General features: G+C 67.1%; 23 protein-coding genes and 2 tRNA genes. 18 read left to right on the top strand and 7 right to left on the bottom strand.

Annotation, left to right across the window (positions count from 1 at the left end; all coding sequences use genetic code 11):
• Positions 1 to 58: 58 nt before the first annotated feature.
• Positions 59 to 847, bottom strand: a complete 789-nt coding sequence (locus ACTXG9_RS04060) for an AraC family transcriptional regulator (protein ID WP_021203002.1) — start codon at positions 845 to 847, stop codon at positions 59 to 61.
• A 90-nt stretch (positions 848 to 937) separates the two neighbouring features.
• Here ACTXG9_RS04060 and ACTXG9_RS04065 point away from each other — a divergent pair, with 90 nt between their 5' ends.
• On the top strand, positions 938 to 2,065 hold the full coding sequence (locus tag ACTXG9_RS04065) for an MFS transporter (protein ID WP_111102856.1): 1,128 nt from the start codon (positions 938 to 940) through the stop codon (positions 2,063 to 2,065).
• Between the two features lie 95 nt (positions 2,066 to 2,160).
• Entirely contained in the window at positions 2,161 to 2,454 is a 294-nt protein-coding gene (locus ACTXG9_RS04070; protein ID WP_111097848.1) for a hypothetical protein, read from the top strand.
• Here the strand turns inward: ACTXG9_RS04070 and ACTXG9_RS04075 are convergent.
• The 4 genes from ACTXG9_RS04075 to ACTXG9_RS04090 all read right to left on the bottom strand — a co-directional run bounded on the left by ACTXG9_RS04075 (position 2,441) and on the right by ACTXG9_RS04090 (position 5,615).
• Positions 2,441 to 2,875: a hypothetical protein gene (locus ACTXG9_RS04075; RefSeq protein ID WP_288039030.1), complete on the bottom strand. Its 435-nt coding sequence runs from the start codon at positions 2,873 to 2,875 to the stop codon at positions 2,441 to 2,443. The genes ACTXG9_RS04070 and ACTXG9_RS04075 overlap by 14 nt on opposite strands.
• 103 nt (positions 2,876 to 2,978) lie before the next feature.
• Entirely contained in the window at positions 2,979 to 3,785 is an 807-nt protein-coding gene (locus ACTXG9_RS04080) for an amidohydrolase (RefSeq protein WP_456115735.1), read from the bottom strand.
• 64 nt (positions 3,786 to 3,849) lie between these two features.
• Complete coding sequence (locus tag ACTXG9_RS04085; protein ID WP_099496124.1) at positions 3,850 to 4,467, bottom strand: DUF4304 domain-containing protein; 618 nt, start codon at positions 4,465 to 4,467, stop codon at positions 3,850 to 3,852.
• A complete protein-coding gene (locus tag ACTXG9_RS04090) occupies positions 4,467 to 5,615 on the bottom strand; it encodes a pyridoxal phosphate-dependent aminotransferase (RefSeq protein WP_456115734.1) in 1,149 nt (382 codons plus the stop codon). Before ACTXG9_RS04090 ends, ACTXG9_RS04085 begins: the two co-directional genes overlap by 1 nt.
• Positions 5,616 to 5,853: 238 nt before the next feature.
• Between ACTXG9_RS04090 and ccmA the strand changes: the two genes are divergently transcribed.
• From ccmA to ACTXG9_RS04145, 11 genes are all read left to right on the top strand, one after another.
• The gene (gene ccmA / locus ACTXG9_RS04095; RefSeq protein WP_428992425.1) at positions 5,854 to 6,423 is read left to right on the top strand and encodes a heme ABC exporter ATP-binding protein CcmA; all 570 of its coding nucleotides are present in this window, start codon (positions 5,854 to 5,856) and stop codon (positions 6,421 to 6,423) included.
• Positions 6,420 to 7,115: a heme exporter protein CcmB gene (ccmB, locus tag ACTXG9_RS04100; protein WP_006456616.1), complete on the top strand. Its 696-nt coding sequence runs from the start codon at positions 6,420 to 6,422 to the stop codon at positions 7,113 to 7,115. The genes ccmA and ccmB overlap by 4 nt, the downstream gene beginning before the upstream one ends.
• Positions 7,116 to 7,158: 43 nt before the next feature.
• Complete coding sequence (gene ccmC / locus ACTXG9_RS04105) at positions 7,159 to 7,929, top strand: heme ABC transporter permease CcmC (RefSeq protein ID WP_019660475.1); 771 nt, start codon at positions 7,159 to 7,161, stop codon at positions 7,927 to 7,929.
• A complete protein-coding gene (gene ccmD / locus ACTXG9_RS04110; RefSeq protein ID WP_019660476.1) occupies positions 7,926 to 8,114 on the top strand; it encodes a heme exporter protein CcmD in 189 nt (62 codons plus the stop codon). Before ccmC ends, ccmD begins: the two co-directional genes overlap by 4 nt.
• Positions 8,111 to 8,572 carry a cytochrome c maturation protein CcmE gene (gene ccmE / locus ACTXG9_RS04115; RefSeq protein WP_021202998.1) on the top strand — a complete coding sequence of 154 codons (462 nt, stop codon included), beginning with the start codon at positions 8,111 to 8,113 and terminating at the stop codon, positions 8,570 to 8,572. Before ccmD ends, ccmE begins: the two co-directional genes overlap by 4 nt.
• Positions 8,573 to 10,492: a heme lyase CcmF/NrfE family subunit gene (locus tag ACTXG9_RS04120; protein ID WP_021202997.1), complete on the top strand. Its 1,920-nt coding sequence runs from the start codon at positions 8,573 to 8,575 to the stop codon at positions 10,490 to 10,492.
• A gap of 8 nt (positions 10,493 to 10,500) precedes the next feature.
• Positions 10,501 to 11,118, top strand: coding sequence for a DsbE family thiol:disulfide interchange protein (locus ACTXG9_RS04125; RefSeq protein WP_021202996.1), 618 nt, complete (start codon positions 10,501 to 10,503; stop codon positions 11,116 to 11,118).
• 4 nt (positions 11,119 to 11,122) lie between these two features.
• Positions 11,123 to 11,572: a cytochrome c-type biogenesis protein gene (locus ACTXG9_RS04130; RefSeq protein ID WP_111102850.1), complete on the top strand. Its 450-nt coding sequence runs from the start codon at positions 11,123 to 11,125 to the stop codon at positions 11,570 to 11,572.
• A complete protein-coding gene (locus ACTXG9_RS04135) occupies positions 11,566 to 12,555 on the top strand; it encodes a tetratricopeptide repeat protein (protein WP_111097856.1) in 990 nt (329 codons plus the stop codon). The genes ACTXG9_RS04130 and ACTXG9_RS04135 overlap by 7 nt, the downstream gene beginning before the upstream one ends.
• 180 nt (positions 12,556 to 12,735) lie before the next feature.
• Positions 12,736 to 13,848, top strand: a complete 1,113-nt coding sequence (gene metX, locus ACTXG9_RS04140) for a homoserine O-acetyltransferase MetX (protein WP_180832184.1) — start codon at positions 12,736 to 12,738, stop codon at positions 13,846 to 13,848.
• On the top strand, positions 13,849 to 14,193 hold the full coding sequence (locus ACTXG9_RS04145; RefSeq protein ID WP_019660483.1) for a DUF1294 domain-containing protein: 345 nt from the start codon (positions 13,849 to 13,851) through the stop codon (positions 14,191 to 14,193).
• A gap of 98 nt (positions 14,194 to 14,291) precedes the next feature.
• Here the strand turns inward: ACTXG9_RS04145 and cydC are convergent, their stop codons facing one another.
• The gene (cydC, locus tag ACTXG9_RS04150) at positions 14,292 to 15,965 is read right to left on the bottom strand and encodes a thiol reductant ABC exporter subunit CydC (RefSeq protein ID WP_456115736.1); all 1,674 of its coding nucleotides are present in this window, start codon (positions 15,963 to 15,965) and stop codon (positions 14,292 to 14,294) included.
• A complete protein-coding gene (gene cydD / locus ACTXG9_RS04155; protein ID WP_021204642.1) occupies positions 15,962 to 17,707 on the bottom strand; it encodes a thiol reductant ABC exporter subunit CydD in 1,746 nt (581 codons plus the stop codon). The genes cydC and cydD overlap by 4 nt, the downstream gene beginning before the upstream one ends.
• 228 nt (positions 17,708 to 17,935) lie before the next feature.
• Between cydD and ACTXG9_RS04160 the strand changes: the two genes are divergently transcribed.
• From ACTXG9_RS04160 to ACTXG9_RS04180, 5 genes are all read left to right on the top strand, one after another.
• The gene (locus tag ACTXG9_RS04160; RefSeq protein WP_111102844.1) at positions 17,936 to 19,525 is read left to right on the top strand and encodes a cytochrome ubiquinol oxidase subunit I; all 1,590 of its coding nucleotides are present in this window, start codon (positions 17,936 to 17,938) and stop codon (positions 19,523 to 19,525) included.
• A 15-nt stretch (positions 19,526 to 19,540) separates the two neighbouring features.
• On the top strand, positions 19,541 to 20,692 hold the full coding sequence (gene cydB, locus ACTXG9_RS04165) for a cytochrome d ubiquinol oxidase subunit II (RefSeq protein WP_058982786.1): 1,152 nt from the start codon (positions 19,541 to 19,543) through the stop codon (positions 20,690 to 20,692).
• A gap of 58 nt (positions 20,693 to 20,750) precedes the next feature.
• The gene (cydX, locus tag ACTXG9_RS04170; protein ID WP_021204639.1) at positions 20,751 to 20,867 is read left to right on the top strand and encodes a cytochrome bd-I oxidase subunit CydX; all 117 of its coding nucleotides are present in this window, start codon (positions 20,751 to 20,753) and stop codon (positions 20,865 to 20,867) included.
• Between the two features lie 55 nt (positions 20,868 to 20,922).
• Positions 20,923 to 20,999: transfer RNA gene (locus tag ACTXG9_RS04175), tRNA-Pro, on the top strand.
• A gap of 140 nt (positions 21,000 to 21,139) precedes the next feature.
• Positions 21,140 to 21,216: transfer RNA gene (locus ACTXG9_RS04180), tRNA-Pro, on the top strand.
• The last annotated feature ends 163 nt before the right edge of the window (positions 21,217 to 21,379 follow it).

Consider the following 21,379-nt stretch of genomic DNA (forward strand, 5'->3'; position numbering starts at 1 on the left):
GGGACGGAGGGGATTAAGTCGTTTTTGCCACGGCCTGTATCAAAGGGGCGAAAGCGACTTAATCCCCTCCGTCCCCTTTTGCGTGGCGCTGGAACGCGGCGGGCGTGGTGCCGGTCATGCCGCGGAAGAAGGCGATGAACGGGCTCTCGGCGGAGAAGCCGGTGTCCTGGGCCACATGCGCGACGCGATGACCGAGCAACAGCAGCTCCATGGCCCGCATCAGGCGCCATTGCTGGCGCCAGGCCTGATAGCCCATGCCTGTATCGTGTTGCATCAACCGGCCAACCGTACGCGCGCTCAGGCCGGTACGCGTGGCCAGTTCGTGCAGTTCGGGCGGCAGCTGTTCGGCCAACGGCAGGCAACGTGCAATGCGCGGATCACGCGGCAAAGGCAGGTCCATCGGCGCCACCGGTGCAGCAGCGATTTCCAGCACGCACAACGCCAGTTGGTGGTGCGCGCGCGGCGACTGCCAGTCATGGTCGAACGGCGCCTGCGCAATCGGCTCCAGCAAGGCCTGCAGCAGCGGCCCCACGCCGATGATCGCTGGTTGCCGGGGCAGCTGGGCTGACAGGGTGGCGTCGAAGTACAACGAACGGTAGTCGACCGCCTGGCGCATCTGCGCGCGATGGCGTAGCCCACCGGGAATCCACGCGGCGCGCGCGGGCGGCAGCAGGCTGATGCGATCACCGTAGGTGAGGCGCGTGCAGCCCTGCCGGGTGTAGAGCAGTTGCGCGCGTGCATGCTGGTGCCAACCCGAGTCGTGATCCGCCAGTGATGCTGCGATCCCCAGCACCGGAGCGCTCCAGGCATCGGCGTCGAAGTGCGTGTGCGGCTGCAACCAGGCCATGTCTGATTTCATACATTCGATGACAGGATAGACAGGGTGCGTCATTGCAGTCGCGACCACAATGCGCAGCCCCGTTTCTGGAGCGCCCGCATGTCGCGCCGCCTGTTGTTGCTCACCATTGCACTGCTGATGTTTCCGCAGTTGGCACAGACCCTGTACAGCCCGGCCCTGGCCGATCTGGCCAAACGCTTCGCCCTGCCGCCGGGTACCGCCAGCCAGGCCATGAGCCTGTATCTGTTCGGCTTCGCTGCAGGCGTGCTGCTGTGGGGGCGCCTGGCCGATCGTATCGGTCGTCGCCCGGCCCTTCTATGTGGCTTGGGCGTCTTTGCCGTGGCTGCACTGGGCGGCCTGCTCGCTGGTAGCTTCGGCCAGGTGTTGCTGGCCCAAGCGCTGGCCGCGGTTGGCGCCGCCGCCGCTTCGGTGGTCACCCAGACCGTGCTGCGCGACCACCTGCAGGGACCCGCGTTGGCGCAGGCATTCTCCTGGATCGGCATGGCCCTGGCCCTGAGCCCGGCCATCGGCCTTGCACTGGGCACGCTGCTGGTCGCCGTCCATGGCTATGTCGGCGTACAGTCCGGCCTGCTGCTGACCGCTGCCGTGCTGGCAGTCGCATGCCTGGCTGGCCTGCGCGAAAGCCGCCCTGCACATATCCCGCACACGCCCATGCTGCCGCTGCTGCGGCAACTGCTGTGCGATCGCTGGATCTGGTCACACGCATTGCTGGTGATGGCTTTCAACGTAGCGATGTACAGCTGGTACGCGCTCGGTCCTTTCGTATTTGCGCGCCTGCACTGGCCCGCCGCCTGGTTCGGCGCCAGCGGCGCGTTGCTGGCATTGGGCTCGGCACTGGGTGCATGGGGCAATGGCCGCCTGTTGCGTGCCGGCGTTGCCGCGGCCACGCGCATCCGCACCGCCGCAGGCCTGGTTCTGACGGGAGGCCTGCTGGCTGCGCTGCTGCATGATCACCCTGCCGTGATCGCGGCGATGGTGCCGGTGGTGACGGGCTTCGGCCTTGCCATTCCCAATGTGCTGGGCCAGGCCCTGCGCGGCTACCCACATTGTCTTGGCAGCGCAGGCGCACTGTTCGGCCTGCTCTACTACCTGTTGATCGGTGCGGCAATGGCGTTGGTCGGTGCAGTGCAGCTGCTGGCCCCGACGCTCATCGTGTGTGGCCTGCTGGCCTTCTGGCTGCAGCGGCGGCGTCCCGCTGCGACCTAGGAATTGCTGCAAAAACAGCGCACTGTGCGCGGCTTCCGGGAACGGCTTTGATTCGCTGGCTATCGTGCGCGCTGTCCCACACAAGACCGATGCCCATGATCACCATCACCGCCGAACAGGCCCGCGCCAACGCTGACGCCGCCAAGCGCCCGATCGAACTGTTCTACCGCGACCTCGACAACGCCATCCAGGCCGCCTCGGAAAATGGCCGTCGCTACATCGTGTTCGGCTTCAGCCAGGTAATGGCCAGCGAGCAGCTCGTCGAAGACGCGGTCGCACAATTGCTGAAAAATGGTTTCGATGTCGAACGGCTGTTGAGCGATTCCGAACAGCACTACATCCGCATCAGCTGGGGAACTGCCCAGCCGACGCGCCTCAGCGCCGGCTGATGGTGAAGGCGGCGCCGTCCACGCCCAGGTCCCAGCCCTTGCCGGTACCGGACAGGGCCAGCGAGATGTCGCCCTTGGTCATCACCTGCGCGTTGCTGGATTTCACCGCACCCGCATGCGCACCCACCGACGCGTAGGTACCCAGCAGTTCGTTGACGCTGGCCGCACCGGTGAAGCTGCCACGCCCATTGGTGATCTTCGACTTGCCCACGGTCAGGCCCCCGCCCTTCACTTCGATACGCACCGGCATGCTGGCGCCATTGCTGCAGCTGACCGTGCCGGTGCCGGAAGCGGTCTTGTAGATCAGCGACCAACCGGACAGGTTGTAGCGCAGCTGGCAATCGAGATTGCCGGCGGCGTGTGCAGCTGGGGCCAGCGTTGCAGCAGACAGGGCCAGCAGCAGGGCGAGAGGCTTGTTCATGGCGGCACTTCCAGTTCGGTCGGACTGCCGGCGAATCTAGCAGCGCGCGCGTGCAGATTGGATGCAGGCGCGCGCGCTGGTGCGGCGGTGTTCAGGCCGTGGCTCAGGCCTGTTCGTCCAGGCGAAAGGCATCGGCATCGAGCATCGCCGGGAAGCGCGCACGATGTGCGGCCAGTGCTTCGGCCGAAATGGTGGTGGTCACCACCTGTTCGCGTTCGCGGATCTCCACCTGCGGCTGGCCGAGGAAGTCGATCACCGCGCTGTCGCCGGCGTAGTGCAGCTGGTTGCCGTCCACGCCGACGCGGTTTACCGCCGCCACGAAGCACAGGTTCTCGATCGCGCGCGCACGCAGCAGGGTCTTCCACGCATAGGCGCGCGCCGACGGCCAGTTGGCCACGAAGATCTGCAGGTCGAAATCCAGCTGCTGCGGGCGTTCGACGTTGTAGCGGTTGCGGCAGAACACCGGGAAGCGCAGGTCGTAGCAGACCTGCGGATTGACCCGCCAGCCCTTCCATTCCACGCTCAGGCGCTCACGGCCAGCGGCATAGCGCTCGTGCTCGCCGCCGTAACGGAACAGGTGGCGCTTGTCGTAGTACTGCAGGTTGCCATCGGGGGTGGCGAACAGCAGGCGGTTGTACACGCCCTCGCCGTCGCGCAGCTGCACGCTGCCGATCACCGCCGCGTCCAGCGCCTTCGCCTGTTCGCGCACCCAGGCCACGGTCGGGCCGTCCATGCCTTCGGCCTGGGCGATGGCCTCGTTGGAGAAACCACTGGTGAAGGTCTCCGGCAGGATCACCAGGTCGGTGGTGCCAGCCAGCGGTGCGAGCAGCGCGCCGTAGTAGGCGCGGTTGCCGGCCGGATCGTGCCAGCGGGTGTCGCCCTGGACGAGGGAAATGCGCAGGTCATTCATTGACATGGATTCACTGATGTTGAAGAAGCAGTAAGTGACAATGACGCGATCAAGGGATTCGACATCACCCTTCGCATTCAATGAATCGGCGCAACTGCGCCCTCAGCGAGCTTGCAGCCGGAGCTGCCCGCTCCAACCCCAGGTGAGCCAGTGCCAAAGCCTGCTCCTTACGCCGCAGATTGGCCGCTACACGCGCGAGGGTGAGCAGCTCAATGGCCCGAGCTCGCTCAAGATCTGCCCTGTCCAACATGACCTGATAGTCGTCCGGGAAAGCCTGGTGAGCTGCGAAAAAGTGGCTACCGGCGCTCTCCCATGCGGAACAAAGCGCTTTCACTGAGGTGACACTCTCCTGTTCGGAAGCCCCATAGACCCAGCCACCGCCTGTACCTGCACCGTCCCCGGCAAGCCGCTCTCTGAAAACACAGCCGGATTCGTCAATCGTTGCCGGCGAATACTCGCCGCCACCATGCTGAGGCAAAAAATCCAGATGCGCCCCCATCTCCAAGTAGCAACACTGCCCGTTGGAACCGGTTTGGCATTCGACTACATGAATCAGCGGAGTGCGAATCCTGCGGAAGGTCAGTCCTTTGCGAACGAATCCCTCCTGCAGCAGACGCGGAAAGAGCTCCGACCCAAGCAGCTCGAAGAATCTCTTCCGATCCGAACCAGGCCCCACTGACATCACAGCAGCCGCAGGCGTTCGATCGCCGCGTCCATGGTCGCTTCGTTCTTGGCAAAGCACAGCCGCACCAGGCGCTGGCCGGCCGGCGGAGTCTCGTAGAACGGCGACAGCGGAATGGCAGTGACGCCCTTCTCGATGGTCAGCCACTTCACGAACTCATGGTCCGGCAGATCGCTGATGGCCGAGTAGTCGACCAGCTGGAAGTAGCCGCCCGGCACCGGCAGCGCCTTCAGGCGGGTGCCGGCCAGCTGCTCGCGGAAACGGTCGCGCTTGGCCTGGTAGAAGGCGCCCAGTTCCAGGTGGTGTTCGGGTTCGTCGCGGATCATCGCGGCGAAGCCGTACTGGGCCGGGCCGAAGCTGGTGAACGTGTTGTACTGGTGCACCTTGCGGAATTCAGCGGTCAGCAACGGCGGCGCCACGGCGTAGCCGATCTTCCAGCCAGTGCAGTGGTAGGTCTTGCCGAAGCTGGAGATCACGAACGCGCGCTCGCGCAGCTCCGGGTAGCGCAGCGCCGACTCATGGCGACGGCCGTCGTAGATGATGTGCTCATACACTTCATCGGAAATCAGGTAGATCTGCGTGCCACGCAGCAGCTCGGCCAGCGCCTGCATGTCCTGCGCCGACAGCATCGCGCCGGACGGATTGTGCGGGGTGTTGACGATCAACATGCGGGTGCGCGGGGTGATCGCTGCACGCACGCGATCCCAATCGACAGCGAACGTCTGCGGGTCCAGCGGCACGTGCACGGCGGTGGCCCCGGCCATCTCGATCGCCGGCTCGTAGCAATCATAGGCCGGGTCGAGCACGATGACTTCCTCGCCGGCACGCACCACGGCGTGGATGGCATTGAAGATGGCCTCGGTGGCGCCGCTGGTGACGGTGATTTCGGCGTCCGGGTCGATGGTGGCGCCGTACAGGTCCAGCGACTTCTGCGCGATGGCCTGGCGCAGCGGCGCCACGCCGGTCATCGGCGGGTACTGGTTCAGCCCGGCGGCCATCGCCCTGGCGGTCTCGTCGATCAGGCGCTGCGGCGCGGAAAAGTCCGGGAAACCCTGGCCCAGGTTGACCGCGCCGTGTTCGGCGGCGAGCTGGGACATCACGGTGAAGATCGTGGTACCGACCTTGGGCAGCTTGGTGGTGGGTTGCATCGGCCTGGGCTGTGGGGGAACAGACCTGCGAGTTTACGCAATCCGCGCGTCGGTAGTGCCGGCCGCCGGCCGGCAACCTCGGCTGGCAGATGGCGAAATTGCCGGCCAGCGGCCGGCACTACCCTGTGAATTCACCGCTACAATTGCGACCGCACTCCGGCATGAAGACCCCTGCCCCTTGGACACCCCTGCATTGCTGGCCGCCAGCGGCCTGAGCTTCTCCCGCAATGACGAGCCGGTGTTCGGCCCGCTGGACTTCCATGTGGACGCGGGTGAAGCCCTGCTGGTGCAGGGTGGCAACGGCGCCGGCAAGACCACCCTGCTGCGCGTGCTGGCCGGCCTGGCCCGGCCCGGCGCCGGCCAGGTGCGGATCGACGGCAGGCCCGCCAGCAATGCCGAGCGTGCGCGCTATGTCGCCTACCTCAGCCATCTACCTGCCCTGAAGCCGGACCTCGGTACACTGGAGAACCTGCACTTTCTGTGTGGCCTGCATGGGCGCCGCGCGCGGCAGATGCCCGGCAACGCACTGGCCATCGTCGGCCTGGCCGGTTACGAGGACACCCTGGTACGGCACCTGTCGGCCGGACAGAAGCGGCGGCTGGCACTGGCGCGCATCTGGCTGTCGCCGGCGCCGCTGTGGCTGCTCGACGAACCCTACGCCAACCTCGACCTGGAGGGCATCACCCTGGTCAACCGGATGATTTCGGCGCACCTGCGCGCCGGTGGCGCTGCGCTGGTCACCACCCACGGCGCCTATGCCGCACCGCCGGTGCGTACCCGCCAGCTCGACCTCGGCGGTGCCGCATGATCGCGCCGGGTACCGAACCGGGCCTGTGGCAGACCGCAGGCGCCCTGCTCAAGCGCGACCTGCGCCTGCTCTGGCGCCGCCGCGGCGACGCGCTGCAACCGCTGCTGTTCGCGGTGCTGGTGGTGGTGCTGTTCGCGCTGGCCCAGGGTCGTGAGCCACAGCTGCTGGCCGCCACCGCCGGCGCGGTGCTGTGGCTGGCCGTGCTGCTGGCGGGACAGCTGTCGCTGGATTCGCTGTTCCGTTCCGATGCCGAAGACGGCTCGTTGGAACAATGGCTGCTGGCGCCGGTGCCGCTGGCCTGGCTGGTGCTGGTACGCGTGCTGCTGCACTGGGCCACCACCGCCCTGCCGTTGATCGTGGTCAGCCCGCTGCTGGCCGAAATGCTGCATCTGCCGCATGACCAGCTGCCGATGTTGCTGGCATCGTTGCTGCTGGGAACGCCGTTGCTGAGCCTGATCGGTGGCGTGGTCGCTGCACTGACCGTCGGCATCCGGCGCTCTGGTATTCTCGTGGCGTTGCTGTCGTTGCCGCTGTACGTGCCGGTGCTGGTGTTCGGCGCAGGCAGCCTGGCGGCAGCCGGGCGCGGGCAGGATCCGGTCGGTGCGCTGCTGATGCTGGGCGCCGGCCTGCTGGTCGCGCTGGTGCTGGCTCCGCTGGCCACTGCTGCTGCAATACGTATTTCTCTGAGTTGACCGAGCTGAGAGCCAATCCACCCCTGCTGGATAGCCGCCACGCATGAATCCGATTGTCCGCTGGTTCCACCAACTCGGTTCGCCTCCCACGTTCGACCGTTTCGCCGCCCGCTGGTCGCGGGTGTTCTACCTCGCCGCAGTGCCGGTGCTGCTGGTCGGCATGTGGCAGGCGCTGCTGGTGGTTCCGCCGGAAGCCAAGCAGCTGGACAGTTTCCGCATCCTCTACATCCACGTGCCCAGTGCCTGGATGAGCCTGTTCGTGTTCGCACTGATGGCGCTGTACGCGGCCATCGCGCTGATCTGGCGGATCAAGGTCTGCGAGATCCTGGCCATGGCCTGCGCGCCGATGGGCGCCGGCTTCACCCTCATCACCCTGCTGACCGGCAGCATCTGGGGCAAGGGCACCTGGGGCACCTGGTGGGACTGGGACCCGCGCATGACCAGCGAACTGGTGCTGCTGTTCCTGTACCTGGGCGTGATCGGCCTGTACCACGCCATCGAGGACCGCCGCAGCGCCGCACGCGCGGCCGGCCTGCTGGCCATCGTCGGTGTCAGCCTGCTGCCAGTGATCCGCTATTCGGTGGACTGGTGGGGCGGCCTGCACCAGCGCCAGTCCATCAACGTGTTCGGTGAATCGGCGATCAGCAGCGCGATGATCGCGCCGCTGTGGTGGATGGTGATCGGCACCAAGTTCTGGTTTGCCGGTTCGGTGCTGGCCAAGGCGCGCTCTGACAATCTCGACCGCGAGGCCGGCAAGGCCTGGGTCGGTGGACGTGTCGGTGCCGAACGCCCTGTCCCGGAGGCCCAGCCATGACCCACCTTCCCTATGTGATCGGCGCCTACGCCGTGTTCGTACTGGTGCTCGGCGCCGATGCCATCGGTTCGTGGCTGCGACTGCGCGTGGCACGCCGGCTGGCACTGGCCCGCCAGCAACGCCAGCAGACCCGGGCGGGCAGGCAGGACGCAGCGACGCCACTGTCGACGGAGCTGGAACGATGACGCCGGTACAACGCCGCCGCCTGGCCTGGGTACTGCTGGCACTGCTCGCCTCCGGCCTGGCCACCGCGCTGGTGGCGATGGCACTGGAGCGCAACATCGCCTACCTGTACACCCCTTCGGAAGTGCTGCGCGGCGATGTCGATGCGCAGTCGCGCTTCCGCTTGGGCGGCATGGTGGTGAAGGGCTCCTTCAACCGCCCGGTCGGCTCGCTGGAGGCGCGCTTCGACGTGACCGACGGCGATGCACAGCTGGCGGTGACCACCTCGCGGATCCTGCCGGACATGTTCGCCGAAGGCACCGCGGTGGTCGCCAGTGGCCGCCTGCAGGACGGTGTCTTCGTCGCCGACGAAGTGCTGGCCAAGCACGATGAGAAGTACGTGCCGAAGGAAGTGGCCGACAAGATGGGCGATGCCCATCGCAGGCACGACGTGCCGGTGACGGCCCCCGAGGTGCGCTGAGTGCTGCCCGAACTGGGTCAGATCCTGCTGTTGTGTGCGTTGCTGGCCTCGCTGCTGCAGGCCGGCCTGCCGCTGGTCGGTGCGCATCGCAACAACGCGGCATGGATGGCAGTGGCGCGGCCTGCCGCCTTCGCGCAGCTGCTGCTGTTGGCCGGCGCGTTCGCGGTGCTTACCGCCGCGTTCGTGCAGCAGGATTTCTCGGTGCGCTACGTGGCCGAGAACTCCAATTCGCTGCTGCCGATGATCTACCGCTATTCGGCGGTGTGGGGTGCGCATGAGGGCTCGCTGCTGATGTGGGCGCTGGTGCTGGCATTGTGGACCGGCGCGGTGGCGCTGTTCTCGCGGCACCTGCCAGCACCGGTGCAGGCGCGCGTACTGGCGGTGATGGGCATTGTCAGCGTCGGCTTTCTCGCCTTCCTGATCTTCACCTCCAATCCGTTCCTGCGCCTGAACCCGGCACCGCTGGAAGGCCGCGACCTCAACCCGCTGCTGCAGGACCCGGGGCTGATCATCCATCCGCCGATGCTGTACATCGGTTACGTGGGTTTCGCGGTGCCGTTCGCGTTCGCGGTGGCCGCGCTTCTGGAAGGCCGCGTCGACGCCCGCTGGCTGCGCTGGACGCGGCCCTGGACCAACGTCGCCTGGGGCTTCCTGACTCTTGGCATAGCGCTGGGCAGCTGGTGGGCCTACTACGAGCTGGGCTGGGGCGGCTGGTGGTTCTGGGACCCAGTGGAGAACGCCAGCTTCATGCCATGGCTGGTCGGTGCGGCACTGATCCATTCGCAGGCCGTCACTGAAAAGCGCGGCACGTTCGGCAGTTGGACCCTGCTGCTGGCGATCGCGGCCTTCGCGCTGTCGCTGCTGGGCACCTTCCTGGTGCGCTCCGGTGTGCTGACCAGCGTGCATTCGTTCGCCGCCGATCCGTCGCGTGGCCTGTTCATCCTGGTGTTCCTGTCGGTGCTGGTCGGCGGCAGCCTGCTGCTGTACGCGCTGCGTGCCAGCCAGCTGAGCGTGGACGCCGACGATCCGCGCAGTGGCTTCACCGCCGCCTCGCGCGAGACCCTGCTGCTGGCCAACAACCTGCTGCTGGCCACCGCCTGCGCGATGGTCCTGCTGGGCACGCTGTACCCGCTGCTGGCCGATGCGCTGTCGCTGGGCAAGATCTCGGTCGGCCCGCCCTACTTCGGCAGTCTGTTCCTGCTGCTGATGGCGCCGATGATCCTGCTGCTGCCGTTCGGCCCGCTGGTGAAGTGGCAGCGCGACCAAACTTCGCGTGCATTCGCGCTGCTGGCGCCATGGCTGGGGCTGGCCGTGCTGCTGGGCGCGCTGGCCTGGTGGCAGGCGCCGCAGAACGGCTGGAAGGCCGGCATCGGCGTCGCCGCTGCGGCCTGGGTCGCACTCGGCACCGCACGCTTCGTCTGGCAGCGCCTGCGCGGCAATGGCCGCTTCACCGCCGAGATGCTCGGCATGATCGTCGCCCACGCCGGCATCGCCGTGTTCCTGGCTGGCGCGCTGCTGGTCGAAGCGCTGAACGTGCAGCGTGAAGTGGCGCTGGCACCGGGCCAGCATCTGGTGGTCGGTCGCTACGAAGTGCGCTTCGAGGGCGTGGACCATCGCGAAGGCCCCAATTTCATCGCCGACCGCGGTCACCTGCGGGTGTTCCGCGACGGCCGCGAACGGGCCCTGCTGCACCCGGAGAAGCGCCAGTACGCCAGCGGCGGCCAGGTGATGACCGAGGCCGGCATCGATGCACGCTTCGACGGCGATGTCTACGTGGCATTGGGCGAGCCGCTGGGCAACAATGCATGGGCGGTACGGGTGCACATCAAGCCGTTCGTGCGCTGGATCTGGCTGGGCGCGCTGTTGATGGCCCTGGGCGGATTCATCGCCGCCGCCGACCGCCGTTTCCGTCGTCCGTAGGAGTTTCCATGTCCGAGTCCCCTGCCCCGCGCTCCTCCCGCCCGCTGCCGCCGGTAGCCATCGTGATCGGCGTGCTGTTCTTCTTCGGCCTGCTCGGGCTGATGATCTACGGGGTGATGAAATCGGGTGACCCGCAGCGCGACGTGCTGCCGTCTGCGCTGATCGACAAGCCGGCACCCGCGTTCGCGCTCCCGGTGCTGCACGATCCGGAGATGATCGTGCACAGCGACGACCTGCGCGGTGCGCCCTACCTGCTGAACGTATGGGGCAGCTGGTGCGCGGCCTGCCGCGAGGAACACCCGGTGCTGACCCGCTTCGCGGAAAGCAAGCGTGTGCGCGTGATCGGCTACAACTGGAAGGATGATCCGAAGGACGCGCTGCACTGGCTGGAGCAGCTGGGCAACCCGTTCATGGTGGTGCTCAGCGATGTTGAGGGCCGCACCGCGATCGACTGGGGCGTGACCGCTGCGCCAGAAACCTTCCTGGTTGATGGCAGTGGCATCGTGCGCTGGAAGTACAGCGGAGCGATGACCCAGCGCGTGGTCGACGAGAAGCTGATCCCGGCACTGGAGAAGATCGAGAAGGCCCAGGGCAGTGCCGGCAACACCCTGCATACGGCGCCCTGAGCCGATGCGCTGGCTGCTGGCGCTGCTGCTCCTGATGCTGCCGCTGGCCGCGCTGGCCCAGCAGCCGCTGCACGATCCGCAGCCGCTGCAGTTCCGCGATGATGCCGAGGAACGCCGCTTCCATGACCTGGCCGCGCAGCTGCGCTGCGTGCAGTGCCAGAACCAGTCGCTGGCCGATTCGAACGCGCAGATCGCCCAGGACCTGCGCCGCGAGGTGCTGCAGCTGATGCAGCAGGGCCACGACGACGCGCAGATCAAGCAGTTCCTGGTCGCCCGCTACGGTGAGTTCGTGCTCTATCAACCACCGTTGCAGCCGGGCACCTGGCTGCTGTGGGGTGGCCCCCTGCTGGTGCTCGGCGCCGGTGCACTGGTGGTGCTGGGCATCGTCCGCCGACGTGGATGCACCGTCGGCGCGGCGCCGGCCGGCAAGGCCGATGAAGGAGACGAATGGTGAACCATTGGCTGCCGGTGCTGGCCGGCCTGGTTGCTGCGCTGATGGCAGCACTGGTGCTGTGGCCGTTGCGCCACCACGGTCGTCGCGGTTTCGTGGTCGGCGTGTTCGCACTGGGCGTGGCCGGTGCCTGCCTGTACCTGCTGGTCGGTGATCCGCGTGCAGCACAGGTACAGCCGACGCCGTCGGTAGCCACCCTGCGCGATGGCGTGCAGGCCCTGCAGGATGCACTGAAGCGCGACCCTCAGCGTGCCGATGGCTGGGCATTGCTCGGGCGTTCGCAGGCAGAACTGGGCAATGCCTCAGCTGCGGCAGACGCCTTCGCGAAGGCCGCCGAATTGGCACCGGATGATCCTGGTGTGCTGGTGGAAGCCGCGCAGGCGCGCGCGCAGGCTGATGCCGGCAAGCAGTTCGATGACACCGCGATGGCCTGGTTGCAGCAGGCACGTACACAGGCCCCTGACGCCGAGCGCGCCAGCTGGCTGCTGGGCATCGCCCTGCGCCAACGCGGAAAGAATGCCGAGGCCGCGGATGTGTGGAGCGGCCTGCTGCCGCGACTGGAACCGGGTGCCGCGCAGGCGCTGCAGGCGCAGATCGCGATTGCCCGCGAGGCCGCAGGCCAGGCACCGGACGCGACGGCAGTCGCTGCACCGGCGCTGTTGCAGGTGCGTGTGCAGCTGCCTGCGTTGAAGCGCACCGAGTGGCCGGCCAGCACCCAGGTATTCGTGCTGGCCCGTGCCGTCGGCGGCCCGCCGATGCCGGTGGCCGCACGCAAGCTGCCGCTGAGCGGATTCCCGGACACGGTCGGGCTGGGCGACGGTGACAGTCCGATGCCAACCGCACCGCTGTCGGCCCATCGCGAAGTGGAAGTGCTGGCACGCATCTCACGCACCGGCAGCGCCAACCGCAGCGAGGACGACCTGCAGAGCGTTCCGGTGAAGGTAAGCCTGCCGCATGAAGGCGTGGTGGAACTGCGGTTTCCCTGACTTGTAGAGCCGAGCCCACGCTCGGCTGCGATTGGCTTGCCGGCGCCCGCCAGCCGAGCATCGGCTCGGCTCTACAGCAGATCCACGCCATGCGTGGATACGACGGTCCGGTCCGCGTCCACCCGCTGCTGGAATCCAGCGTGTCGCCAGCTGCACATGCGGCCCCGCTAGAATGGCTGCATGACCGAATTCATCCCGCCCGGCACCCGCTTCCACGCCCTGCCTTCGCCCTTCTCGTTCAAGCGCGGTGGCGCCCTGCACGGCGCGCGCGCGGCCTACGAGACCTGGGGAACGCTGGCGACTGACGCCAGCAATGCGATCCTGATCGTGACCGGCCTGTCCCCAGACGCGCATGCAGCGGCCAACGAGGCCAACCCGGCACCGGGCTGGTGGGAAGCGATGGTTGGCCCCGACAAACCCATCGATACCAACCGCTGGTTCGTGGTGTGCGTGAATTCGCTGGGCAGCTGCAAGGGCTCGACCGGTCCTGCCTCGCTCAACCCGGCCACCGGCCAGCCGTATCGTCTCGACTTCCCCGAGCTGTCGATCGAAGACGGCGCGCGCGCCGCCATCGAAGTCGTGCGTGCGCTGGGCATCGAGCAGCTGGCCTGCGTGGTCGGCAACTCGATGGGCGGCATGACCGCGTTGGCCGTGCTGATGCTGCACCCGGGCATTGCGCGCAGCCACGTCAACATTTCCGGCAGCGCGCAGGCGCTGCCGTTCTCCATCGCGATCCGCTCGCTGCAGCGCGAGGCAATCCGCCTTGACCCGCGCTGGAATGGCGGCCACTACGACGACGACGCGTATCCCGAGTCCGGCATGCGCATGGCGCGCAAGCTGGGCGTGATCACCTACCGTTCGGCACTGGAATGGGATGGCCGCTTTGGCCGCGTGCGGCTGGATTCGGACCAGACCGACGACGATCCGTTCGGCCTCGAATTCCAGGTGGAAAGTTACCTGGAAGGCCACGCACGGCGCTTCGTGCGATTCTTCGATCCCAACTGCTATCTGTACCTGAGCCGCTCGATGGACTGGTTCGACCTGGCCGAGTACGCCGATGGCGATGTGCTGGCCGGGCTGGCGAAGATCCGGGTGGAGAAGGCGCTGGCCATCGGCGCCAACACCGACATCCTGTTCCCGGTGCAGCAGCAGCAACAGGTCGCCGATGGCCTGCGTGCCGGAGGCGCTGACGCCCATTTCATCGGATTGGAGTCACCGCAGGGTCACGACGCCTTCCTGGTCGACTTCGATCGTTTCGGCCCCGCCGTGCGCGGCTTCCTCGACGCATTGTAAGTGGCGTGGCGGCGTAACCTCGCACTGGCCGCGTTCGGCGCGTTGATCGCGCTGATGATCAGCGGCGTGCTGCCGCTGTGGCTGGGCGGCTGGTGCCTGCTGGCCAGTGCGGTGTCGTTCGGCCTCTATGGCCATGACAAGCGCGCGGCGCAGCGAAAGCAGTGGCGTATTCCCGAGCGCACCCTGCAGCTGCTGGCCTTTGCAGGTGGTTGGCCCGGCGCACTGCTGGGCCAGGCGATGTTCCGCCACAAGCACCGCAAGGCCGCGTTCCAGTGGGTGTTCTGGTTGTGCGTGCTGGCCAACGTGGCCTCGATCGCGGTGATGCTGCGCGAGTTCTCGCGGTAACCGTTCGAATGGGTAGTGCCGGCCGCTGGCCGGCAACGTCATGATGTTCGACGCGGATGCGTGGTTGCCGGCCAGCGGCCGGCACTACCGGGGTGTTTTCACGCTTCGCGCTCCAACACCCCGTCGCGCAATCTGTACTGCGTATCGACCACGCCTTGAGGCAGATCATCGTGGGTGATCATCAGCAGGCTGCGCCCGTCCAGCAACCCGGAAAGGTCCTGCAACAACGCGCGTGCGGTATCCACGTCGAGGCCTTCGGTCGGTTCGTCCAGCAGCAGGATCGGCGCATTGCGCAGCAGCGCGCGCGCCAGTGCCAACCGCCGCGCCTGGCCGGCTGACATCGTCGCGCCGTTCTCGCCCACCCAGGCCTGCAGGCCGCCGTTGCGCTCGGCCCATTCGCCCAGACGCACGCGGCGCAGCACCGCCCACAACGCGGCGTCGCTGGCATCGGGATCACCAAGGCGCAGGTTCTCGGCCACGCTGCCGGCAAACACCGGCGCGTTCTGCGGCAGCCACGCCAGTTGCCGGTGCCAGTCAGCCTGGGCGAAATCACGCAGATCGCGGCCACCGTAGGTCAGCCGTCCCTGCTGCGGATCCCACAGCCGCAGCAGCAGGCTGGACAGCGTGGTCTTGCCGCTGCCGCTGTCGCCGCGAATCGCGATGCGCTCGCCCGGCGCCAGGGTCAGATGCAGGCCGGACAGCACCGGCCGCGCCGCACCGGGCCACTGGAAATGCACGTCATCCCACTGTACGCGCGCGGCCTGCGGTACCGGCTGCGGCGCCTGCGGATCGTCCACCGTCGGCGGTTGCTCGACGATGGCCTGCAACCGCTCGGCGGCAATGCGCCCGGACTGCAGCGACTGCCAGGCCAGGCCCATGCCGGCCCACAGCTCGATCAACGCCACGGTCAGGAACACCAGGCCCGCGGCCATCTCCGGCGCGATGCGCTGCTGTTCGGCCGCATGCAGGGCCAATGCCAGCATCGCCACCAGCCCCAGCCCGGCGACCAGACCGTGCAGCGTCGAGGCCGCGATCAGGCGCCAGCGGCGGCGGCGATCACGCGAGGCCAGCTGCTTGGCAGCTACGCGTACCTTGAGCTGCCAGGCCGCATCGGCGTGCAGCGCGGCCAGGTCACCCGCACCTTCCAGCCCTTCGAATGCAGCGGTACGCAATGCGGCACGATGCGCGGCACGGTCGGCCTCCTCGTCGTCATGGCCACGCACGCCCAGCCACGGCACGCCGAAGGCGATCAGCAGCGCCAGCACCGCCATCAGCACCGCAGCCGACGGCAGGATCAGTGCCGCCGAAACGATCGCGACCAGCGACAATCCGCCCAACGCCACCAGCGGCCCGATCGCACGCACCAGCAGGCCGTCCACTTCACCGATATCGCCGAGCAGGCGCGCCAGAAGGTCGCCGGTGCGCGTAGCCCCCAACCGTGCGGGTGCCAGCGGCAACGCGCGGCGGAAGAACCACACGCGCAGGTCGCGGGCGATGCGCAGCGTGGCGTCGTGGCCGACCAGCTTCTCGAAATAGCGCGACACGATGCGCGCCATCGTCAGCCCGCGTATGCCAGCGGACGGTGAAAAGAAGTTGAAGCCTTGGCCGAGGCCGGCCGCGCCAGCCAACGCGGCGGCGGTGAGGAAGCCACCGGACAGACCTAGCAATGCGGTGCCGGCCAGCATGGTGGTCCACAGCAGCAGCACGGTGAGCAGCAGGCGCGGCCGATGGCGCAGGAACACCGCGCGCAGCGAATCAGGCGAACGGCTCATGCGCGCACCGCCTGTGCCGGCTCGACCAGGCGGCCTTCCGGCAACAGCAGGCAACGGTCGGCCCAGGCGATCACCGCCGGGCTGTGGGTGGCGACCACCACGCTGCGGCCACGTGCATAGGCGGCCAGGCTGCGCAAAAGCGCCGCTTCGGTATCGGCATCGAGGAACGCGGTGGGTTCGTCCAGCAGCAGCACCTGCGGATCGCGCAGCAACAACCGGGCCAGGCCGATACGACGGGCTTCGCCGCCGGACAGGCCGAAGCCACGTTCGCCGATCACCGTGTCCAGGCCCAGTGGCAGGCGCTGTGCGAACTGCAGCACCTGCGCGGCCTCGGCCACCGCACGAAGACGCGCATCGCTGGCACCCGGATCGGCCAGGCGCAGGTTGTCGGCAATGCTGCCGTGGAACAGGTAGGGGCGCTGGCTGGCATAGGCCACCTGCACACCGGGACGCAGCTGCAGCTTGCCGGCGCGCGGCGGCAGCCAGCCGGCCAGCGCTTCCAGCAGGGTGCTTTTACCGGAGCCGCTGGGACCAACCAGGGCCAGGCGCTGGCCCGGCTCCAGCCGCAGGTCCAGATCCTGCAGCACATCCTGCGGCGCGCCCAGCGGGCGCAGCACCAGCCCTTGTGCCTGCAGCGGCGGCAAGGCGGCCTCGGCCGGCTCCACCGCCAGCGGTGCAACCTCGTTCTCGATCAGGCCCTGCTCATCGGGCAGCGACTGCAGCAGGCGCTCCACTTCGGCGGCGGCGGCCAGTGCATTGGCGCGATCATGGTAATGCGCGGCCAGCCGTCGCAGCGGCGCATAGAATTCCGGTGCCAGCAGCAGGCAGAACAGCCCCGCACCCAGCGTCGGCACCGCTGCATGCAGCGACATCATGCCAAGATAGCTCAGGCCCAGGTACAGCGCCACCATCGCCACGCTCACCGAGGCGAAGAACTCCAGCACCGTGGACGAGAGGAAGGCGATGCGCAGAACCTTCAGGGTGCGCACGCGCACGCCTTCGGCAGCCGCCTCGATCCCCTCCAGCTCAGCTTCGCCGCGGCCATACAGGCGTAGCAGGCCCAGGCCCTTGATGCGGTCGGCGAAATGGCCGCTCATGCGTGCCAGCTCACCCAGCTGCGCGCGGCCGGCCGCTTCGGCGCCCCAGCCCACCAGCATCATGAAAAATGGCACCAGCGGCGCAGTGAACAGCAGGATCAGCGCCACCACCCAGTCGACCCAGGCGACAGCGGCCAGGATCAGCAGCGGCACCACCACCACTTCAGTGCGCACCGGCAGGAAGCCGCTGTAATAGCTCTCGATCGCATCACCGTGATGCAGCATCAGTTCGCCCAGTTCGCCGGTGCGGCGCTGGCGCAGCCACAGTGGGCCGTGGCCCAGCAGGCGTGCGAACACGCGTTCGCGCAATGCCAGGCGTGCGGCGTCGGCCACGTCACCGGCAGCCGCCTGGGTGGCGCTGCCCAGCAGCGTGCGCAGCACCAGGATCACCGCCAGCCCACCCAGCGCTGGCAGTCCCGAGGCCAGCGGCACGCGCTCCACCAGCACCTGCTGCACCAGCCAGGCGATGGCGGCAGCCTGGCCTATCAACAGCGCGCCGGACAGGCTGATGCACAGCGCGGCCAGGCGCTGGCGGGCCCGGGCGGAGCGTGCCAGGTCGGCCAGCCAGGCCGTGCGCACACGCCGCTGGCGGGCGGTTTCAGCTTCCGGGGACAGGCCGTCAGGGGTCGTTTCGGCAGCGCTCAAGAGGTCTTCACGGGCAACGGGGGAGACACGGCATTGTAGGCGCAGGCAATAGCCCGCCCCTGCGGCCGGCGGTCGCAGTCTTCATCAGGTTGGCATACGATCAACCGGGGCACCTGTTCATACATTGATCTGGATCAAGGCTGTTTGAAGTAGTCGGTCACATCATTCACGTCGTAGACCACCCTTCCCGCCACCTGCAACGGCACTATCCAACGAGGTAGCCAGGCCATGATTGATCAGACAGTCGTAGAACTGTCGCGGCTGCAATTCGCGCTGACCGCGATGTACCACTTCCTATTCGTACCGCTCACCCTCGGCCTGTCCTTCATGGTGGCCATCATGGAGAGCGTGTACGTGATGACCGGCAAGGAGATCTGGCGCAGGATGACGCTGTTCTGGGGCGTCCTGTTCGGCATCAACTTCGCCATGGGCGTCGCCACCGGCATCGTCATGGAATTCCAGTTCGGCATGAACTGGTCCTACTACAGCCACTACGTGGGTGACATCTTCGGTGCGCCGCTGGCCATCGAAGGCCTGATGGCCTTCTTCCTGGAAGCCACCTTCGTCGGCCTGTTCTTCTTCGGCTGGAACCGCCTGAGCAGGGTCAAGCACCTGATGGTGACCTGGCTGATGGCGCTGGGCACCAACCTGTCGGCGATCTGGATCCTGGTCGCCAACGGCTGGATGCAGAACCCGACCGGTGCGGTGTTCAACCCGGAAACCATGCGCATGGAAGTGGTCGACTTCATGGCGGTGGTGTTCAACCCGGTGGCGCAGGCCAAGTTCGTGCACACCGTCAGCGCCGGCTACGTGACCGGTGCGGTGTTCGTGATGGCGATCAGTGCCCTGTTCCTGCTGCGCAACAAGCACAAGGACCTGGCCCGTCGTTCATTCGCGGTGGCCGCGGCGTTCGGCCTGCTGTCCTCGCTGTCGGTGGTGGTGCTGGGTGACGAAAGTGGCTACGCCGCCAGCGAACACCAGAAGATGAAGCTGGCCGCGATCGAAGCGATGTGGGAGACCGAGCGTGCGCCGGCCGACTTCACCGCCTTCGGCATCCCGAACCAGGACACCCACCAGAACGACTACGCGGTGAAGATCCCCTACCTGATGGGCCTGATCGCCACCCGTTCGTTGAACCAGCCGATTCCAGGCATCCTGGAACTGGTCGAGCGCGCCGAACACCGCGTGCGTGGCGGCCAGCTGGCCTACGGCGCGCTGGAACGCCTGCGTGCGAACAAGAACGACGTCGAAGCACGCGAGATGTTCGACCGCCACTGGCAGGACCTGGGCCACGGCCTGCTGCTCAAGCGCTATCGCGATGACATCCTCAACGCCACCCCGCAGGAGATCTCGCAGGCGGCGATGGACACGGTGCCGCGCGTGATGCCACTGTTCTGGACCTTCCGCGTGATGGCCGGCCTGGGCTTCTACCTCATCGCCTTCTTCGCACTGGCCTTCTACTACTCCTGCCGCAACAACTTCCAGGACAAGCGCTGGTTCCTCAAGCTGGCCCTGTGGACGCTGCCGGCACCGTGGATCGCGATCGAGTGCGGCTGGTTCGTGGCCGAGTATGGTCGCCAGCCGTGGGCGGTCGATGGCGTGCTGCCAACCTTCTATGCGGCATCGGGGCTGGCCCTGCATGAAATCGTGCTGACCCTGGCCGGCTTCACCGCCATCTACACCGCGCTGATCGTGGTCGAGATCAAGCTGATGCTCAAGGCGATCCGCAAGGGTCCGGACGAGCTGCTGCCATCGCTGCAGTCGCCCCAGCCGCATGCTTCCCACAATGCCTCGGCGCCGGTCGCCGGCCAGGCCTGAGGCAGGAGAACCAAGATGGATTTCATTCTTCTGGACTACACCACGCTGCGCGTGATCTGGTGGCTGCTGCTCGGCATCCTGCTGATCGGTTTTGCCGTGATGGATGGTTTCGACCTGGGCGTGGGCACCCTGCTGCCCTTCGTCGCCCGCACTGACGCCGAACGCCGCCGGGTGATCAACACCATCGGCCCGGTCTGGGAAGGCAACCAGGTGTGGCTGATCCTGGGTGGCGGCGCCATCTTCGCCGCCTGGCCGCCGCTGTACGCGGTCAGCTTCTCTGGCTTCTACCTGGCGATGTTCGTGATCCTGTTCGCCCTGATCCTGCGCCCGGTCGGCTTCAAGTTCCGCAGCAAGATGCCCAGCGAACGCTGGCGCAACACCTGGGACTGGGCGCTGTTCATCGGTGGCTTCATCCCGGCGCTGATCATGGGCGTGGCAGTGGGCAACGTGCTGCTGGGCGTGCCGTTCCATTTCGATGACAGCATGCGCATCTTCTACACCGGCTCGTTCTTCGGCCTGCTGATGCCCTTCGCGCTGCTGGCCGGCCTGCTGAGCGTGTCGATGCTGGTCGCCCACGGTGCCGCCATGCTGGTGATCAAGACCGACGGCGCGGTGGCCGAGCGTGCCGCCCGATTCGGCAGCATCGCGGCGATCATCGCCTTCGTGCTGTTCGCGGTGGGCGGCGCCTGGGTGGCCTTCGGCCTGCCGGGTTACCAGATCACCTCGCAGGTGGTTACCGATGGCGCCACCAATCCGCTGCTGAAGACCGCCGAACTCGGCGCCGCCGGTGGCTGGATGCGCAACTACAGCGCGATGCCGGCCACGATCCTGGCCCCCCTGCTCGGCCTGGCCGGCCTGCTGGCCAGTGCGGTTCTGCTGCGGGCCCGTCGTGGTGGCCTGGCCTTCATCGCCTCCGGTGCGGCCATCGCCGGCATCATCCTGACCGTCGGCTTCGCCATCTTCCCGTTCCTGCTGCCGTCCTCGAGCCAGCCCACCTCCAGCCTGACCGTGTGGGATGCCTCGTCCAGCCACCTGACCCTGTGGATCATGCTGCTGGCCACGGCGGTGTTCCTGCCGATCATCCTCGCCTACACCACCTGGGTGTACCGCGTGCTGAAGGGCAAGACCACCTCCGAAGAGATGGGCAACAACCCCAACGCGTATTGATTGCTTGCACGTGTGCCGACCAACGGTCGGCACCTACCCGGAATGAAGGAGACTGATCATGTGGTATTTCGCCTGGATTCTCGGTGCCGGCCTCGCCTCGACGGTGGCCATCCTCAACGGCATGTGGTTCGAAGCCCGCGAGCAGAACCGCATCGAGAACGAAAATCGTCGCTGAGATGTAAAAAGACCTTGCCGCCTTGGCCTTCACACGGTATCTTAGGCGGCTCCTTCGGGGTGTAGCTCAGTCTGGTAGAGCGCTACGTTCGGGACGTAGAGGTCGCAGGTTCGAATCCTGTCTCCCCGACCACTTCGGTGGTCGCATTGAAGCCTGGTGATGTCGCCCAGGCTTTTTTGTTCCCTGAAGTGGCACCGCTTTTGCGGTGTGAAGAAAACAGCGTTCACCCCTTGCCGCCATCGGGATGAATCGCTAGAATAGGCGGCTCCCTTCGGGGTGTAGCTCAGTCTGGTAGAGCGCTACGTTCGGGACGTAGAGGTCGCAGGTTCGAATCCTGTCTCCCCGACCACTTCGGTGGTCACCAAGAAGCCTGGAAGACATCACTGTCCTCCGGGTTTTTTTGTACCAGGCGCCAGGCCTCCCGCATGACGGGACCTTGCCAGGCAGCGCACGTACAATGGCCGCGCTGCCGGCCCGCCAGCAGCCCCTCCCCCACCTGCCGCTTCGGCGTA

The sequence above is a fragment of the Stenotrophomonas maltophilia group sp. LNF247 genome, from assembly GCF_054083135.1.

Bases quoted from the DNA above. Each gene is read 5' to 3' on its own strand.
- cydC (WP_456115736.1), bottom strand. From the start codon at position 15,965: ATGAGCCGTTCGCCTGATTCGCTGCGCGCGGTGTTCCTGCGCCATCGG.
- ACTXG9_RS04085 (WP_099496124.1), bottom strand. From the start codon at position 4,467: ATGTCAGTGGGGCCTGGTTCGGATCGGAAGAGATTCTTCGAGCTGCTT.
- cydB (WP_058982786.1), top strand. From the start codon at position 19,541: ATGGATTTCATTCTTCTGGACTACACCACGCTGCGCGTGATCTGGTGG.
- ACTXG9_RS04060 (WP_021203002.1), bottom strand. From the start codon at position 847: ATGGCCTGGTTGCAGCCGCACACGCACTTCGACGCCGATGCCTGGAGC.
- ACTXG9_RS04090 (WP_456115734.1), bottom strand. From the start codon at position 5,615: ATGCAACCCACCACCAAGCTGCCCAAGGTCGGTACCACGATCTTCACC.
- ACTXG9_RS04125 (WP_021202996.1), top strand. From the start codon at position 10,501: ATGTCCGAGTCCCCTGCCCCGCGCTCCTCCCGCCCGCTGCCGCCGGTA.
- ccmD (WP_019660476.1), top strand. From the start codon at position 7,926: ATGACCCACCTTCCCTATGTGATCGGCGCCTACGCCGTGTTCGTACTG.
- ACTXG9_RS04135 (WP_111097856.1), top strand. From the start codon at position 11,566: ATGGTGAACCATTGGCTGCCGGTGCTGGCCGGCCTGGTTGCTGCGCTG.
- ACTXG9_RS04080 (WP_456115735.1), bottom strand. From the start codon at position 3,785: ATGAATGACCTGCGCATTTCCCTCGTCCAGGGCGACACCCGCTGGCAC.
- ACTXG9_RS04160 (WP_111102844.1), top strand. From the start codon at position 17,936: ATGATTGATCAGACAGTCGTAGAACTGTCGCGGCTGCAATTCGCGCTG.
- ccmB (WP_006456616.1), top strand. From the start codon at position 6,420: ATGATCGCGCCGGGTACCGAACCGGGCCTGTGGCAGACCGCAGGCGCC.
- ccmC (WP_019660475.1), top strand. From the start codon at position 7,159: ATGAATCCGATTGTCCGCTGGTTCCACCAACTCGGTTCGCCTCCCACG.
- ACTXG9_RS04075 (WP_288039030.1), bottom strand. From the start codon at position 2,875: ATGAACAAGCCTCTCGCCCTGCTGCTGGCCCTGTCTGCTGCAACGCTG.
- metX (WP_180832184.1), top strand. From the start codon at position 12,736: ATGACCGAATTCATCCCGCCCGGCACCCGCTTCCACGCCCTGCCTTCG.
- ACTXG9_RS04065 (WP_111102856.1), top strand. From the start codon at position 938: ATGTCGCGCCGCCTGTTGTTGCTCACCATTGCACTGCTGATGTTTCCG.
- ACTXG9_RS04070 (WP_111097848.1), top strand. From the start codon at position 2,161: ATGATCACCATCACCGCCGAACAGGCCCGCGCCAACGCTGACGCCGCC.
- cydX (WP_021204639.1), top strand. From the start codon at position 20,751: ATGTGGTATTTCGCCTGGATTCTCGGTGCCGGCCTCGCCTCGACGGTG.
- ccmE (WP_021202998.1), top strand. From the start codon at position 8,111: ATGACGCCGGTACAACGCCGCCGCCTGGCCTGGGTACTGCTGGCACTG.
- ACTXG9_RS04130 (WP_111102850.1), top strand. From the start codon at position 11,123: ATGCGCTGGCTGCTGGCGCTGCTGCTCCTGATGCTGCCGCTGGCCGCG.